This window comes from Serratia sp. NA_112.1, assembly GCF_052691715.1.
This window is the reverse complement of the sequence record NZ_JBQZFO010000006.1, coordinates 226,221-241,701: the sequence shown is the minus strand read 5'-3', so window position 1 is coordinate 241,701 and position 15,481 is coordinate 226,221. Positions and strand designations below refer to the sequence as shown.

10 protein-coding genes are annotated in these 15,481 nt (G+C 57.6%); 2 read left to right on the top strand and 8 right to left on the bottom strand.

All coding sequences use genetic code 11. From position 1 onward, the window contains the following. Nucleotides 1–2: 2 nt before the first annotated feature. Genes mdtC through ACUTQ5_RS14665 form a run of 3 tightly spaced genes read right to left on the bottom strand, consistent with a single transcriptional unit; the run spans nucleotide 3 to nucleotide 7,440 of the window. Entirely contained in the window at nucleotides 3–3,083 is a 3,081-nt protein-coding gene (mdtC, locus tag ACUTQ5_RS14675) for a multidrug efflux RND transporter permease subunit MdtC (RefSeq protein ID WP_445651853.1), read from the bottom strand. Then, the gene (locus tag ACUTQ5_RS14670) at nucleotides 3,080–6,199 is read right to left on the bottom strand and encodes an MdtB/MuxB family multidrug efflux RND transporter permease subunit (RefSeq protein WP_445651852.1); all 3,120 of its coding nucleotides are present in this window, start codon (nucleotides 6,197–6,199) and stop codon (nucleotides 3,080–3,082) included. Before ACUTQ5_RS14670 ends, mdtC begins: the two co-directional genes overlap by 4 nt. Then, entirely contained in the window at nucleotides 6,199–7,440 is a 1,242-nt protein-coding gene (locus ACUTQ5_RS14665) for an MdtA/MuxA family multidrug efflux RND transporter periplasmic adaptor subunit (protein ID WP_445651851.1), read from the bottom strand. The genes ACUTQ5_RS14670 and ACUTQ5_RS14665 overlap by 1 nt, the downstream gene beginning before the upstream one ends. Nucleotides 7,441–7,838: 398 nt before the next feature. On the opposite strand from ACUTQ5_RS14665, the gene ACUTQ5_RS14660 reads away from it, so the two are divergent. Continuing rightward, complete coding sequence (locus ACUTQ5_RS14660; RefSeq protein ID WP_445651850.1) at nucleotides 7,839–8,792, top strand: aldo/keto reductase; 954 nt, start codon at nucleotides 7,839–7,841, stop codon at nucleotides 8,790–8,792. Between the two features lie 24 nt (nucleotides 8,793–8,816). On the opposite strand, the gene ACUTQ5_RS14655 is transcribed toward ACUTQ5_RS14660, so the two are convergent. Continuing rightward, nucleotides 8,817–9,383, bottom strand: a complete 567-nt coding sequence (locus ACUTQ5_RS14655) for a GNAT family N-acetyltransferase (protein ID WP_445651849.1) — start codon at nucleotides 9,381–9,383, stop codon at nucleotides 8,817–8,819. 208 nt (nucleotides 9,384–9,591) lie between these two features. Continuing rightward, nucleotides 9,592–10,944 carry a molecular chaperone gene (yegD, locus tag ACUTQ5_RS14650; protein ID WP_445651848.1) on the bottom strand — a complete coding sequence of 451 codons (1,353 nt, stop codon included), beginning with the start codon at nucleotides 10,942–10,944 and terminating at the stop codon, nucleotides 9,592–9,594. Between the two features lie 291 nt (nucleotides 10,945–11,235). Between yegD and alkA the strand changes: the two genes are divergently transcribed. After that, a complete protein-coding gene (alkA, locus tag ACUTQ5_RS14645) occupies nucleotides 11,236–12,729 on the top strand; it encodes a DNA-3-methyladenine glycosylase 2 (protein ID WP_445651847.1) in 1,494 nt (497 codons plus the stop codon). Between the two features lie 5 nt (nucleotides 12,730–12,734). Here alkA and ACUTQ5_RS14640 read toward each other — a convergent pair whose 3' ends face one another. From ACUTQ5_RS14640 to ACUTQ5_RS14630, 3 genes are all read right to left on the bottom strand, one after another. Beyond that, nucleotides 12,735–13,085 (bottom strand): DNA-binding protein, encoded by a 351-nt coding sequence (locus ACUTQ5_RS14640; protein WP_261108343.1) that lies wholly within the window; start codon nucleotides 13,083–13,085, stop codon nucleotides 12,735–12,737. 251 nt (nucleotides 13,086–13,336) lie between these two features. Next, nucleotides 13,337–14,770: a magnesium transporter gene (mgtE, locus tag ACUTQ5_RS14635; RefSeq protein ID WP_445651846.1), complete on the bottom strand. Its 1,434-nt coding sequence runs from the start codon at nucleotides 14,768–14,770 to the stop codon at nucleotides 13,337–13,339. Nucleotides 14,771–14,960: 190 nt separating this feature from the next. Beyond that, nucleotides 14,961–15,140 carry a YfgG family protein gene (locus tag ACUTQ5_RS14630; RefSeq protein ID WP_445651845.1) on the bottom strand — a complete coding sequence of 60 codons (180 nt, stop codon included), beginning with the start codon at nucleotides 15,138–15,140 and terminating at the stop codon, nucleotides 14,961–14,963. Between the last annotated feature and the right edge of the window lie 341 nt (nucleotides 15,141–15,481).

The window sequence follows — 15,481 nt, the reverse complement described above, 5'->3', positions numbered from 1 at the left end:
CATTATTGGGGCAAAGGAGCCAGCTTCTTGCCGCGACGGAACTTCATCTGCAGCCGGTCAAAATACAGGTAAACCACCGGGGTGGTGTAGAGCGTCAGCAGTTGGCTGACGAGCAGCCCACCCACTATGGTGATGCCGAGCGGTTGACGTAACTCCGCGCCGTCGCCGTGGGTCAACACCAGGGGCAGTGCGCCAAAAAGCGCCGCCAGCGTGGTCATCATTATCGGCCTGAAACGCAGCAGGCAAGCCTGGAAAATGGCGTCCCGCGCGCTGATACCCCCGTTGCGTTGTGCATCCAGGGCAAAATCGACCATCATGATGGCGTTCTTCTTCACTATACCGATCAGCAGCATAATGCCAATCAACGCAATCAGGCTGAACGGCGCGCCGAACAGCTCCAGCGCCAGCAGTGCACCGACACCGGCAGAGGGCAGGGTGGACAGGATGGTCAGCGGGTGAATATAGCTTTCATAGAGGATGCCTAGCACGATATACACCGTGGCGATGGCGGCGGCGATCAGCAGCAACTGGGATTTCAGCGTTTCCTGGAATACTTGAGCGGTACCGGCAAAGGCGCCTCGTACCGTGGCCGGAACACCGAGCGCCGTCATGCTGCGTTCTACGGCGGCGGTAGCGTCAGACAGGCTGCCGCCATCGGGCAGGTTAAACGAGATGGTCGAGGCGGCCGACAACCCCTGGTGGTTGACCGACAGCGGTGCATTGGCCGGTCTCCAACTGGCGAAGTAGGACAGCGGGATCGCCTTGCCGTCCTTGTTGATCACGAACATCTTGTCCAGTGAACTGACGTCCTGGGTATAGGGTGGCGCGACTTCCATGACCACCTTGTACTGATTGAGCGGCTGGTAGATGGTCGAAATCTGGCGCTGGCCGAAGGCGTTATTGAGCAGGTTATTGGCGTCTGAAACCGAAATCCCCAGCCGGGCCATGGTCTCGCGATCGTAAACCAGATCCATTTCCGAGCCTTTGTCCTGCTGATCGGAGTTGACGTCGGCCAGCTCCGGCAAGGCGGCCAGCGCAGTGCGGATTTTCGGTTCCCACTGGCGGAGTGCGGAGAGGTCATCAGCCAGTAGTGTGTATTGGTAGCTGGCATTAGCCTGCCGGCCACCGACGCGGATATCCTGCACCGCCATCAGGAACAGGTTGGCACCCGGCTCTTTGGCCAATTTGGCGCGCAGGCGGGCGATCACTTTCTGCGCGTCATCACTGCGCACCGACAGGGGTTTCAACGAGATAAACATCGAGCCGCTGTTGGTGCGTGAGCCGCCGGTGAAACCGGTGACGTTTTCCACGTCCGGATCTTCACGCACGATTTTCATGAAATCTTCCAGCTTAACGCGCATCGCCTGGAAGGAAATGCTCTGATCGGCCTGGATAAAGCCCAGCAGCCGGCCGGTATCCTGTTCGGGGAAAAAAGTTTTTGGAATACTGACGTATAGCCACACGTTGAGCGCGATGGTAGCCAGAAACACCGCCAGCACCCAGCGCGAGTGGCCAAGCACCCAGCTTAGTGAACGGGCATAACCCTTTTGCAACGCCAACAGCATTTTACCGAAGCCGCGAATGCGCCGCTGCGAGCGTGGCGGCTGGTGGCGCAGCAGGTAGGCGCACATCATCGGCGTCAGCGTCAGCGAGATAATCAGCGACAGCCCGATCGACACCGACAGGGTGACGGCAAATTCGCGGAACAGGCGGCCGGGCAGGCCTTCCATCAGCAGCAGCGGAATAAACACCGCCACCAGCGACACGCTCATCGACAGCACGGTGAAGCCCACTTCACGCACCCCGACCAGCGCCGCATTAATGGGCTTCATGCCGGCCTCGATGTGGCGAGAAATATTCTCCAGCACCACGATAGCGTCGTCGACCACGAAGCCGGTAGCAATGGTCAGCGCCATCAGCGACAGGTTATTGAGACTAAAGCCGCACAGATACATGGCGGTGAAGGAGCCGATCAGCGACACCGGAACCGCTACCGCCGGGATCAGCGTTGCGCGGCCGGAACGCAGGAAGATGAATACCACCAGGATCACCAGCCCGATGGCAATCACCAGCGATTGCTCCACCTCGGCCAGTGAGGCGCGGATGGTTGGTGAGCGATCCTGGGCGATATTCAATTGGATCGACGCCGGGATATTGTCTTGCAGCGCGGGCAGTTCGGCGCGGATGCGATCGACGGTTTCAATGATATTGGCGTCCGGCGCCCGGCTGATGGCCAGAATAATCGCCGGTTTGGCATTGGTCATCCCGGCGTTGCGCACATCCTGTACCGAGTCGTTGACTTCGGCCACGTCGCTCAGGCGCACCGCCGAGCCGTTGTTGTAGTGAATAATCAACGGCCGATAGGCATTGGCGGTTTTCAATTCGTCGTTGGCCTGGAGCTGCCAGCGCTGCTGCTGATTTTCTACCGCGCCTTGTGGCCTGCGCACGTTGGCATTGCTGATGGTCTGGCGTACGGCATCTAGTGATATGCCCTGATTGAACAGGGCGCTTGGGTTGAGTTCGATCCGCACCGCAGGCAGTGAGCTACCGCCAACCGAGACGTCGCCCACCCCTTCGGTCTGGGCGATTTTCTGTGCCAATTGGGTAGAGGCAAAATCGTAAAGCTGGCCCTGGCTGTAGGTATTCGAGGTTAGCGTCAGGATCATGATCGGCGCATCGGACGGGTTAACCTTACGGTAGCTGGGGCGGCTTGGCATACCGGAGGGTAACAGACTTTGTGCAGCGTTAATTGCCGCCTGCACGTCACGTGCGGCACCGTTGATATCACGATCGAGATCAAACTGCATAATCACTCTGGTGCTGCCCAGCGAACTCATCGAGGTCATCTCATTGACCCCGGCAATCCGGCCCAGAGCCCGTTCCAGTGGCGTCGCCACCGACGAGGCCATGGTCTCTGGGGCAGCCCCCGGCAGTGAAGCGCTGATTGAAATCACCGGATAGTCGACCTGCGGCAACGGCGAGACCGGCAGCAGGCTGAAGCCGATCACGCCGCTGATGGTGATGGCCAATGTCAGCAGCGTGGTGGCGACAGGCCGATAGATAAACAGGGCGAAGAATTTCACGGCAGCTCCTGCACATCCGGCTGGTGACGAGTGTTACGCGCCAGCTTGTCAAACAGCAGGTAGATAACCGGCGTGGTGAACAGTGTCAGGATCTGGCTCATCACCAGCCCGCCGACCATACAGACCCCGAGTGGGTGGCGTAGCTCCGCGCCGACGCCGGTGCTGAGCATCAGCGGCAGTGCGCCTAGCAACGCGGCCAACGTGGTCATCAGGATCGGTCTGAAACGTAGCAGGCAGGCCTGATAAATCGCATCATACGGCGTCATTCCCTGTTCCCGCTCGGCGGCCAGGGCAAAGTCGATCATCATGATGGCGTTTTTCTTCACGATGCCGATCAGCAGAATGATGCCGATAATGGCAATCACGTCCAGTTCGCTGCCGGCCATCATCAGCGCCAGCAGTGCGCCGACCCCGGCGGTGGGCAGGGTAGAGAGGATAGTTACCGGGTGAATAAAGCTCTCATACAGCACGCCCAACACGATATACATCGCCACGACCGCCGCCAGAATCAACCACAGGGTGCCGCCCAGCGCTGCCTGGAACGCCAGCGTTGCGCCCTGGAATTGGGTGGTGATGTCTTTCGGCAGATTGAGTTTTTTTTCCGCCAGGGTGATGGCATCGACCGCTTCACCGAGCGAATAATTGCCCGCGACGTTAAAGGAGATGGTGGCCGCCGGGAACTGATCCAGATGGTTAACCGACAGCGGCCCGAAGCGCTGTTCAATTTTGGCGATGGTGCTCAGTGGCACTATGGTGCCGTTGCTGCTGGTCAGGCGGATATCATTCAGCGCCGCCAGCCCTGGGGTGGTGCTGACGTCATGTTCCAGCACCACGCGGTACTGGTTGGCCTGGGTGTAAATGGTGGAGATCAACCGCTGACCGAAGGCGTTGTACAGCGCATTATCCACGTCGCTCATGCTGATGCCGAGGCGAGAGGCCGAATCGCGATCGACATTGACATAGGCCACCAGGCCCTGATCCTGCCAGTTGCTGGTCACGTCTGCCAACTGCGGCGTTTGTTTCAGTTCCGCCATCAACTGCGGTACCCACAGGCTAAGATCGTCCAGCGACATGGCCTGTAGGGTGAACTGGTACTGGGTGCGGCTGACCTGAGTATCGATAGTCAGATCCTGTACCGGCTGCAGATACAGCTTCACGCCGGGGAACTGGGTACTCATCTGTTGCAGACGGGTGATGATGACCGGAATGCGTTCGCTGCGTTCGCTTAGGGGCTTGAGGTTGATCTGCAGCCGGCCGCTGTTTAGCGTGGCGTTGGTGCCGTCGACGCCAACAAACGACGTCAGGCTTTCCACCGCCGGATCTTTAAGAATTTCTGCCGCCACCTGCTGTTGGCGTTCGGCCATATTGCTGAATGACACTGACTGCGGCGCTTCCAGCGTGCCCTGAATGATGCCGTTGTCCTGCACCGGGAAGAAGCCTTTCGGGATAAGCAGGTACAGCAAGATGGTGAGCAGCAGCGTGCTGAATGCCACGCCGAGCGTCAGCCACGGGTGGTTGAGCACCGTTTTCAGCCATTTGCCGTAGCGAGCGATAACCCGATCAAAGAAACGCTCGGAGGCAGCAGAGAAACGGTTCTGCTTGCGCAGCGATTCGTGGCTTAGCATGCGTGCGCACATCATTGGCGTCAGCGTCAGAGAAACTACGGCGGAAATCAAAATTGCCACCGCCAGCGTTACCGCAAATTCGCGGAACAGTCGGCCGACAATATCCCCCATAAACAGCAGCGGGATCAGCACTGCCACCAGTGAGAAGGTCAGTGAAATGATGGTGAAGCCGATTTCACCGGCCCCTTTCAACGCCGCATCGAGCGGTTTTTCCCCCTTTTCGATATAGCGTGAAATGTTCTCAATCACCACGATGGCGTCATCGACCACAAACCCGGTGGCGATGGTCAATGCCATCAGCGTCAGGTTGTTAATTGAGAAGCCCAGGAAGTACATGGCGGCAAAGGTACCGATCAACGACAGCGGTACCGCCACGCTCGGAATAATGGTGGCTGGCACGTTGCGCAGGAACACGTAAATCACCATCACCACCAGCGCCACCGCCAGCAACAGTTCGAACTGCACGTCGCTGACTGAGGCGCGGATGGTGGTGGTGCGATCGGTCAGTACCTTGACGTCGACCGATTTTGGCAGGCTCTTGATCAACTGGGGCAGCATCTCGCGGATACTGTCGGCGGTGGTGATCACGTTCACCCCCGGCTGGCGCTGGATGTTCAGCACAATGGCCGGCTGTTTGTTGGCCCAGGCCGCCAGCCGGGTATTTTCTGCGCCTTGCTCGATGGTGGCGATATCTTGCAGGCGGATCGCCGCGCCGTTCTGATAGGTGACAATCAGTTGGCGGTAATCGTCGGCGGACTTCATCTGGTCGTTGGCGGACAGCGTGACCGAACGCGTCGGGCCATCCAGGCTGCCTTTGGCGGAGTTGACGTTAGCGTTGCCGATGGCGGTGCGGATGGTTTCGCTGTCCAGGCCATAGGCGGCAACGGCCGCGGCATTGAGTTTCACGCGCACCGCCGGCCGCTGGCCACCGGAAATAGTGACCAGCCCGACGCCGGTGACCTGCGATATTTTCTGCGCGACACGGGTTTCCACCATGTCTTCCAACTGAGTCATCGGCATGGCGGATGAAGTCACGGCCAGTGTCAGTATCGGCGGATCGGCAGGGTTAACCTTGCTGTAAATTGGTGGGTAGGGCAGATCGCCTGGTAACAGGTTGGTGGCGGAGTTGATCGCCGCCTGCACTTCCTGTTCGGCGACGTCGAGCGGCAGCTCAAGCTGGAATTGCAGTGTCACAACCGAAGCGCCGCCGGAACTTTGCGATGCCATCTGTTTCAGGCCGGACATCTGACCAAACTGGCGTTCTAGCGGGGCGCTGATGGCCGAAGTGACCACGTCCGGGCTGGCACCGGGGTACAGCGTGACCACCTGAATGGTCGGATAGTCGACTTCCGGCAGGGCGGACACCGGCAGGGCGCGATAACCGATAATCCCCGCCAGCAGGATCGCCACCATCAACAGCGTGGTCGCGACCGGGCGCAGAATAAACAGGCGGGATGGGCCGCCGCCGGGGTTAGGTGGCATCACCTGCATCAGGATTTCCCCTGAGTACGCGATGGGTGACCGGATTGGGTCGCTGCCGGGTTTTTTTGCGGCGTGACGACCTCAACCTGCATGCCTTCGGTCAGACGATCGATACCGTCGGTCACCACCCGATCGCCGACGTTCAGGCCGGCGTTGATCACCACTTGCCGGTTGTCCTGCATGCCGGTGGTAACCAGGTGTTTGTTGACCTTGTTCTCTTCACTCAGGGTCCAGACGAAGTTGCCTTCGTTGCCCATTTGCAGTGCCGCGGTTGGGATGACCATAGCATCGTGCAGCGTCGCCACCTTCAGGCGTGTATTCACAAACTGGTTGGGAAATAGCGCATCGTCCTCATTGGTGAAACGCGCCTTGAGTTTGATGGTGCCAGTGGTGGTATCGATCTGGTTATCCAGGCTCAGCAACGAACCGGTTGCCAGTTGATTTTGGTTGGTGCGATCCCAGGCTTCGACGCTGACCGGGCCGGCTTTTTGCGCTTTGATCAAGTCGCTGATATTGGCTTCCGGCAGGGTAAACACCACATCGATAGGGTGAGTCTGGGTGATCACCACAATGCCGGTTGTGCTGCCGCTGGTGATGTAATTGCCGACATCCACCAGTTTCAGGCCGACGCGACCGTCGATCGGCGCGGTGATGCGGCTGTAGGTGATTTGCAGTCTGGCGCTGTCGACCGTGCCCTGATCGGCTTTGATCGCCCCCTCAGTCTGTTGCACTAATGACAATTGGGTATCCAGATCCTGGCGTGAAACCAGATTGGTTTTTGCCAGTTGCTGGTAACGCGCCAAATCGCGCCGGGCATTAGCGAGCGTGGCCTGGTCTTTAGCCAGTTGTCCCAACGCCTGAGTCAGCTGTACTTCAAACGGGCGCGGGTCGATTTCCACCAGCAAATCGCCGGCCTTGACCTGTTGGCCTTCAGTAAAATGGATAGCCATCAGTTGGCCATCGACCCGGCTGGTGACGGTCACGGTGTTGGCGGCGGTCGCGGTGCCCAGCCCGGAAAGATAGCGTGGCACCGTTTGCTGTGTGACGGTGGCTGCCTGTACCGGTGACATCGGTGCCCCGCGTCGGCCACCGGCAGCCTTGCCACTGGCTGCTTGGCGGGCACCCGGCGCGGCAGCCGCCGCCGGTTGCGGAGCGCTGAAGTGACGCCAAATCAGCACGGCGGCAATAGCCACAATAACCACCACCAGCAGGCGCAGTATCAGTGAACGACGTGGGTTTTTTGCATTCATGGTGGCGAAAATCTCTCCAAAAGGCAGGCGTGCGGGCACTCATTGCCAAAAAAGTTACACTCCTTACAGAATACTAGTTTAGCCAGTCAAGACGGCATAAAAATGAAGGAAATATGGAGTAACCGTCAGCATTGTCCAAATATATCCGTCATCTTTCAAACCGCAGCGTTCAAATCTGCTCCTGGCAGATTTGTCACCCCAATCACTTGCCTAAGTAAGCTCATGGGGACTAATGAGCCTCATCCCTGAGGCTCACCCTTCGGGCTAGCACAAATGCTGCAATTTGAAAGCTATAGGATACAAATTGACTATGTTTATAAGTGAATGGGTTCGGCTTATAGCCAATACGTTTGGTGTTAATAATTACCCTGCGAATCATTAATTCCTTGGAGAATGCTATGAACAACAGAGAGCTGGGCCGTTCGGGCATAAAAGTACCGGTATTGACCTTCGGCGGTAACGTGTTTGGCTGGACTGCCGATCGCGAAACCTCATTCAGCCTGCTGGATGCGCTGGTGGAGCACCAGCTCAATTTCATCGATACCGCCGATGTGTACTCGAGTTGGGCACCGGGCAATCAGGGCGGAGAGTCGGAGACCACCATTGGACAATGGCTGAAAAAAACCGGCAAGCGCGATCGGGTTATCATTGCCACCAAGGTGGGCAAGCCGATGGGCGAAGGCAAACAAGGGCTGTCGCCGCGCTATATCCAGCAGGCGGTGGAGGATTCACTGCGCCGTTTGCAGACCGACTATATCGACCTTTATCAATCGCACGACGACGACCGGGATACGCCGCTGGTGGAAACCCTGGCGGCGTTTGATGCGCTGATCAAGGCCGGCAAGGTGCGGGCGATAGGCGCTTCCAACTATCAGGCCGACCGTCTGGAAGAGGCACTGAACGTCAGCGAACGAGAAGGGCTGGCGCGTTACGAAGCTCTGCAGCCGGAATATAACCTGTATGCGCGAGAAGGCTATGAGCAGGGGCTGGAAGCGGTGGCGCAGCGTCATGGACTGGGGGTAATTAACTTCTTCTCGCTGGCCAGCGGTTTCCTGACCGGCAAATATCGCAGTGAGCAAGATATCGGCAAGAGCCAGCGTGGCGACAGGGTGATCGGGCAGTATCTCAATCCGCGCGGTTTAAAAATTCTGACGGCGTTGGATAGCGTTGCAGCGAAGCACCAGACTTCCCCCGCGCAGGTTTCATTGGCCTGGCTGATAGCGCGGCCCAGCATCACTGCGCCAATCGTCAGCGCCACTTCACTAAAGCAGTTGGATGAGTTGGTTAGCGCCACCTGTCTGCGGTTGGATGCCGAGGATATCAGTACTCTGAACCAGGCCAGCGCCTGGTAATCTTACCCACAGCGGCTGGCGGGGTTAGCCGTGGAATTTATCCCGCCAGGTTTGTTGTGCCAGCCGATACAGGACATGTTTTTGCAGCGGATGGCCCAGCGGCAGCCGTGGATGTAGGAAATTTTCGTCACGGGACGTCATGCCAATACGTTCCATAACCCGGCGCGATGGCTGGTTGGTCTCGGCGGTAAAAGATACCACTTCAGCCAAATCCAACTGCTCGAAAGCGTGGCAGAGTGCGCTACGGGCGGCCTCAGTGGCGTAGCCTTTTCCCCAGTGCGCCGCCGCTAGCCGCCAGCTAATTTCCACGCAGGGGGAGCAGGGCAGATCTTCCGCCGGGATCGCCAGCCCAACGAAGCCGATAAAAGGCGCGCCGTCTTTTTCTTCCACCGCCCACAAACCCCAGCCGTTTTGCTGCATAAACTGACGAATTTTGTCAGCTTGCGCGTAGCTTTGTTCGGCTGTCAACGGAGCAGGGAAATAACGCATTACCTGGGGATCGGCATTGAGGGCGGCAAATGCCGGTAGATCTTCGTCACGCCAGGCGCGCAATAGCAACCGGTCGCTTTCAAGGGAAAATATGTCACACATCGACTGGCTCCAGTGAACTAAGGCGCGGCAAGCCGCGCCTCAGACTGATGACAAACCTCATCCCTACCCAGAGCGAGTAGAGGCCGATAAATAAAAATCAGGAAAATCAATTTATTGATTTTCGGCTGCTCATCACAAAGCAGGAAAAACCACGCTTTTTCCTGCTTTGTCAGCAACCTAAGGCGCGGCAAGCCGCGCCTTCTGAGCATTAACGGAACAGCGTTTGCGCCCAGCGTGCCAGCCCGGCGGTGACTGAGCCAAAGTCGTTGCCACCGACGATAGGAATACCCGGCAACTGCTGTTGCAGCGCGGCGCGCAGCAACGGTGAGCGCGCGCTGCCGCCGGTGAGATAAATCACCTGTGGCGCGGTCTGGCTGCTGGCCAGCGCGGCGCTGACCTGTTCCTGGATGCGCAGTAGCGGCTGCGAAATAGCTTCGGCAAGTTGATCCTGGCTGATGGTTTCCGCCAAATCAGTCTGGACGAAAGCCAGCGGGGCGCTGATGTTTTGCTGCGCGGACAGGGCGATTTTGCTCTCTTCCGCCGCACGCACCAAACGGTAGCTCAGACGTTGCTGGTGGACTTTTAGCAGGCGTTTGACCTTTTCCGGTTCGGCAGCATCGCGGATCAGATCGTGCAGCATGCGGCCGTTGGCGACGCTGTAAAAGTCGTTCTGCGCCGGCACGTCGTTGGTGGCAACTGCGTTCCAGTAAGGCAACGCAGGCAGGGCGATGCCCTTGCCGGTTTCGCCGCCCATGCCGAACAGCGGCATCAGCTGTTTGAATGCCAGCATGATATCCAGGTCGTTACCGCCCACGCGGCAACCGCTGTGTCCCAGCAGGCTTTGCTGGCGATCGGCGCGGTCACGCCATTGCGGCCCCATCAGCAGCACCGAGCAGTCGGTGGTACCGCCACCGATGTCTACCACCAGCACGGTTTTCTCTTCGGTCAGGGTGGCTTCGAAGTCCAGCCCTGCCGCGACCGGCTCGAACTGGAATTGAATGTCTTTGAACCCGGCACGTTCGGCAGCGCGTTGCAAAATGCCCTGCGCCTGCTGGTTGGCATCTTCACCGCCCATGCCCTGGAAGTTGATCGGGCGACCGATGACCGCTTGACTGATGCTGTCCTGCAGGACGTTTTCCGCCTGGCGCTTGATGTGGAACATCATGGCACACACCAGATCTTCAAACAGCGCGATCTGCTGTGGCTTCAGGCCGTTGGCACCGAGGAAAGATTTCGGTGAGCGAACAAAATACACTTCTTCCGGATCTTCAACGTAGTGTGCCAGCGCTTGCAGGCCGAACAGCACGCTGTTGCTGGCGACCGGGATATCTTCTTCACGGTTGTAGTTGATTGCCCGGCGCAGCAGTTGCTGGTTCTCTTCGCTGCCAGTGGGGACTTGCCAGTGACGGTGCAAACACTCGCTCACGGCTTCACGCGTCGGTGCGCACAGCATCGACGGCAGATAGGGTTCGTTGTTTTCCAACGTCAGCAGCTCGGGGCCGTTATCACGCATCACTGCAACGGAACAGTTGGCCGTTCCGTAATCGAATCCAATAAACATGTCTTTTCTCACTCCCCATGCCGATGAAGGGGGGCGACTTTACCCGAGACTTGCCCCTCGGGCAACGTGTGAGCGCCCAACTGACGAAAAATTTATGCCCTTCATACTTCAAGCTGCATCTTTGTTGGCTTCCTGCGCTTACCCGGTCACGTACTCTTTGTACGCTCCCGGGGATGCGCTCAGTTGCCGCCGCGATGCAACTCGAATTATTTTGGGTATAGCGGCGAACGAGAGTGCATGCTTAACTTAATGTCCGAATCCCGCACGTCAGCGCACCAGCCGAGTCGCATAATGAACAAAAAACTGACCCCGAGCCTAGCCATGAAAAACCAGCAACAGGCGCTGTATCAGGCACTGAGTGCGCGCGATCGCAAATTCGACGGCCGCTTCTTTGTCGGTGTTTCTTCAACCGGGATTTATTGCCGCCCGGTGTGCAGTGCCCGCACGCCAAAAATAGAGAACTGTACCTTTTACCCGAGCGCTGCGGCGGCGGAGCTGGCAGGGTTTCGCCCCTGTCTTAAGTGTCGGCCGGAGTTGGCGCCGGGGCTGGCGTTGATTGATCTGGGCAACCGCTATGCCCAGGTGGCGGTGCAATTGATTGAACAGGGTTATCTGTCGGAGCACAGCTGCGAGCAACTGGCCGCACGCTTGGGCATTTCCGACCGCCATCTGCGGCGTATCTTTGCCGATCAGTTTGGTGCGTCGCCGATTGATTACGCCCAGTCGCACCGGCTGTTACAGGCCAAGCGGCTGCTGGCGGATACCGATATGCCGCTGAGCGAGGTAGCGTTTGCCGCCGGTTTCGGCAGCCTGCGACGCTTTAACGAGTTGTTCAAGGCACGCTACCGGCTGATCCCCTCGGCGCTGCGCAGCAGCGGCCGCAATGAACGCACCGTTGCCAGCGGGTTGGTGTTTCATCTGGGTTACCGGCCGCCCTATGACTGGCCGCGAATGTTGAGCTTTTTACAAACTCGTGCGGTAAGCGGGGTAGAAAAGGTGGAAGGGCAACAGTATCTGCGGGCGATCGCCATCACCCAGGGCGGTATTGATTATCACGGCTGGGTCAGCGTGCAGCCGGAGGAGAGCCATAATCGGGTTCGGGTGGAGATTGCCCCGGCCCTCAGCCGGGTGACCACGGAAGTGCTGCGTCGCATCCGCCAACTGTTTGATCTCGACGCGGCACCGGATCTGATCATTCTGGCCCTGGGGCGACTTGCCGCCGATGCGCCGGGCTTGCGCTTGCCCGGCTGCGTCAACAGCTTTGAACAGGCGACCCGGGCGGTGCTTGGGCAGTTGGTCAGCGTCAAGATGGCGGCGACCTTTGCCGGTCGCATGGCTGAACGCTGGGGAACGCCGCTGGAACAGCCTTACGCCGGTATAACTCATATGTTTCCCAATGCCGAGCAAATCGCACAACTGCAACCCGAAGAGTTACGCCCACTGGGAGTGCAACTGAAGCGGGCAGCGGCGATTATCACCATCGCACGGGCGGTCACCGAAGGGCGGCTACAGTTGGAAAACGTGCTGGATATTGAGCAAGGGATCAAGGCTCTCACCGCGTTGCCGGGGATTGGCAGTTGGACCGCCAGTTATATCGCGATGCGGGCCTGGTCATGGCCGGACGTGTTTCTGACAGGGGATTATCTGATCAAACAGCGCTTTCCTGGGATGACGCCACGCCAGATTGAAAACTATGCCGAACGCTGGCGGCCCTGGCGCTCCTACGCCACGCTGCATCTGTGGCATAACCAGGATTGGGCACCGTCAACGGACATCGACGGGTAGCCGCGTTATTCTTCGGTGGCAATAAGCGCCAGCAGGCTGTCGATCCCTTCGCGCATCAGGAAGGTGAGTACTTTCTCACGTTCGCTTTCGCTCAGGTGATAATAATACTCCACCCAAACCGCCAGCGGATCCTGGCGTTCAACCTGATATTCAGCGGGAGCCTCTTGCAGTACCAACAGGCTGCGCGCGCCGATCGGCAGGCTGTTGATGTGGTATTCCACCGCTTTTCCCTGCACGCCTTTTCGACGGCGACTGATCCAGCCTTCACGGCGGGCCATCAAATTGATTCCCTGTGGCGAGGAGGGCAGTCCTGCAATGCCGGTAAGCTCTCTGGCGGCAAACCACTCGTTTTTCATAGCCATTATCCCTGAGCAATCACGTTTAAAGATGGTGGTGGAAATTAACGCGCGTGCTGATTTCCGTATCGAGGTATTGTTCAAACGATTAACTTTGACCTGTTAGTTATACCACTAACCTCAGACAGGATAAGCAAAAAAAACGTGATCGGGAGCATGTGGCCAATGATGCCACGGCCCGAAAGGCAGGAGAGTTATGCGGGATGAAGGGAATTGGCGAATAAGCCGACGTAACCGCCGGCCATCGGAGGTTAGAGCAGGAAGAGGGTGGCCAGACCGAGGAAGATAAAGAAGCCGCCGGTGTCGGTCAGCGCGGTAATCAGGACGCTGGAACCGACCGCCGGATCTCGTCCCATTTTTAGCATGGCCATCGGGATCACCACCCCCATCAGTGCGGCAACCAGCAGGTTGAGGATCATCGCCAGCGTCATTACTCCGCCCATCGCCCAGTCGCCATACAACAACCAGGTGACTATGCCCATGATACCGCCCCAGACCACGCCGTTGATGATGGCGACCCCCAGCTCCCTGAACATCAGGCGGGAGATATTGCCGACTTCGATTTGATGCAGTGCCAACGCGCGGACGATCATGGTGATGGTCTGGTTACCGGTGTTGCCGCCGATACCGGCGACGATCGGCATCAATGCCGCCAGCGCCACCAGTTGCGAAATAGTGTGTTCAAACAGGCCGATTACGCGTGAAGCGATAAATGCGGTACACAGGTTGATAGCCAGCCAGGCCCAGCGGGTTTTCACCGCTTTGCTGACCGGGGCAAACACGTCTTCTTCCGGGCTTAAGCCCCCCATGCGGCGCAGGTTGCTGTCACTTTCCTCGTTGACCACGTCGACGATTTCTTCAATGGTTAAACGCCCCATCAGCTTGCCTTTGGCATCGACCACCGGGGCGCTGATCAGGTCATAACGTTCGAACGCACTGGCCGCAGCCTCGGCTTTCTCTTCCGGCAGAAAACGGGTGGGATCGCTGTCCATCACCGCCTGTACCAGAGTTTCCGGGTCATTGAGCAGCACCGCAGTGAGCGGCAACTCACCGAGCAGGGTATTTTTACGATCGGTGACAAAGAGTTTATCGGTGGCCGCCGGTATGGTTTTGCGCAGGCGCAGGAAGCGATGCACCGCACCGAGGGTGACGTCCGGGCGCACCGTGACCAGTTCAAAATCCATCATCCAGCCGACGGTGTCTTTGCCGTAGTGGATCATCTCGCGTACCTGAGCGCGCTGCTCCGGCTCCATCGAGGTCAGCAGGCGGCCCATCAGGTTACGCGGCAGGTATTGCGCCAGATAGGCCTGTTCATCAACGTCCAGCGTTTTGATCGCTTTGAGCAGGTCTTTATCGCTCATTTCTTCGATCAGGCTGTCCCACACCGGTTCGGCGACTTCTACCAGTGCCTGGCCGCGCTTGGCGTTACCCACCAGCCGCCACAACGCCAGACGTTCGTCCTGCGGCAGCGCTTCGAGCAAGTCAGCCAAATCGGCGGCATGCATATCGTCCAACAGACCGGTAATTTCGGCGGTCTGGTTGAGCAGTTCGCTTTTGCTAAGGGCGTTTTCGTCCCCCGGTCGGCCGAGAATGCCGTCGACCAGATCTTTGTTATTTAACAGCAGAGAAAGAATGCGCTGGCGGTGCTCAGCGACTTTTTTAACATTATGCGTTGCGGCTGACATGATATTCCTTACTGGCACTCAGGGGTCCTTGCAGACAAGCTCTGAACAACAGAGAGCTTAGTGAATGCAGACGTCATTTTTATGAAATGGCAGCAGAAGCTGAGGAATAAGTAAGGGGCCTGGCATGCCAAAACATCGGCAGGCTGCTTAACTATTCGCAAGCTCTGCAGAGCAGCTTGGGTCTTTGAAGTCAGGGAGAAGTGCCCTGGTTTTCGCCGCCTGTTTCGGTGGTCGTTTGATAAGGGGCTAGCTTTTTTTCCTGATGATGGGGCACTGCGACCACCGCTGCATACAGCAGACGGCCAACCAAAATGATAAAGCTGACAAACAGCACTATTTTTGTCATCTGTCCGGTGGTTTTTTTACGCATATCTCACCCGGCATGCCGGTTTCCTGTATCATTCAACGGCGGTGAAAGCCGATAAATTGTAAACGGAATTTTAGCTATCGATGACAAATATTGTCCATTTATTTCCAGTTGGTACCGTCGATATTTCACTTATGTTTAGTAAGAGTTTTAGTTTATTTGTTAGATCATAGACTTAAGATAATACCAAAAATAGGCTTACACATTTTTACCTAACTTTTCCTTCTTGATTGATCGCAGTCAAACCCTTGCTGGCCCTGGCGTATAAAATCCCACCCCATTCTACTGTCGCATATGTTACTTTCACTTTGCCTCATGAATGGATAGAGGTACGTAAAGGAACC

Excerpts from the sequence above, each read along its gene's own strand:
- mgtE (WP_445651846.1), bottom strand. The coding sequence starts at position 14,770 with ATGTCAGCCGCAACGCATAATGTTAAAAAAGTCGCTGAGCACCGCCAG.
- alkA (WP_445651847.1), top strand. The coding sequence starts at position 11,236 with ATGAACAAAAAACTGACCCCGAGCCTAGCCATGAAAAACCAGCAACAG.
- ACUTQ5_RS14670 (WP_445651852.1), bottom strand. The coding sequence starts at position 6,199 with ATGCAGGTGATGCCACCTAACCCCGGCGGCGGCCCATCCCGCCTGTTT.
- yegD (WP_445651848.1), bottom strand. The coding sequence starts at position 10,944 with ATGTTTATTGGATTCGATTACGGAACGGCCAACTGTTCCGTTGCAGTG.
- ACUTQ5_RS14655 (WP_445651849.1), bottom strand. The coding sequence starts at position 9,383 with ATGTGTGACATATTTTCCCTTGAAAGCGACCGGTTGCTATTGCGCGCC.
- ACUTQ5_RS14660 (WP_445651850.1), top strand. The coding sequence starts at position 7,839 with ATGAACAACAGAGAGCTGGGCCGTTCGGGCATAAAAGTACCGGTATTG.
- ACUTQ5_RS14665 (WP_445651851.1), bottom strand. The coding sequence starts at position 7,440 with ATGAATGCAAAAAACCCACGTCGTTCACTGATACTGCGCCTGCTGGTG.
- ACUTQ5_RS14640 (WP_261108343.1), bottom strand. The coding sequence starts at position 13,085 with ATGAAAAACGAGTGGTTTGCCGCCAGAGAGCTTACCGGCATTGCAGGA.
- ACUTQ5_RS14630 (WP_445651845.1), bottom strand. The coding sequence starts at position 15,140 with ATGCGTAAAAAAACCACCGGACAGATGACAAAAATAGTGCTGTTTGTC.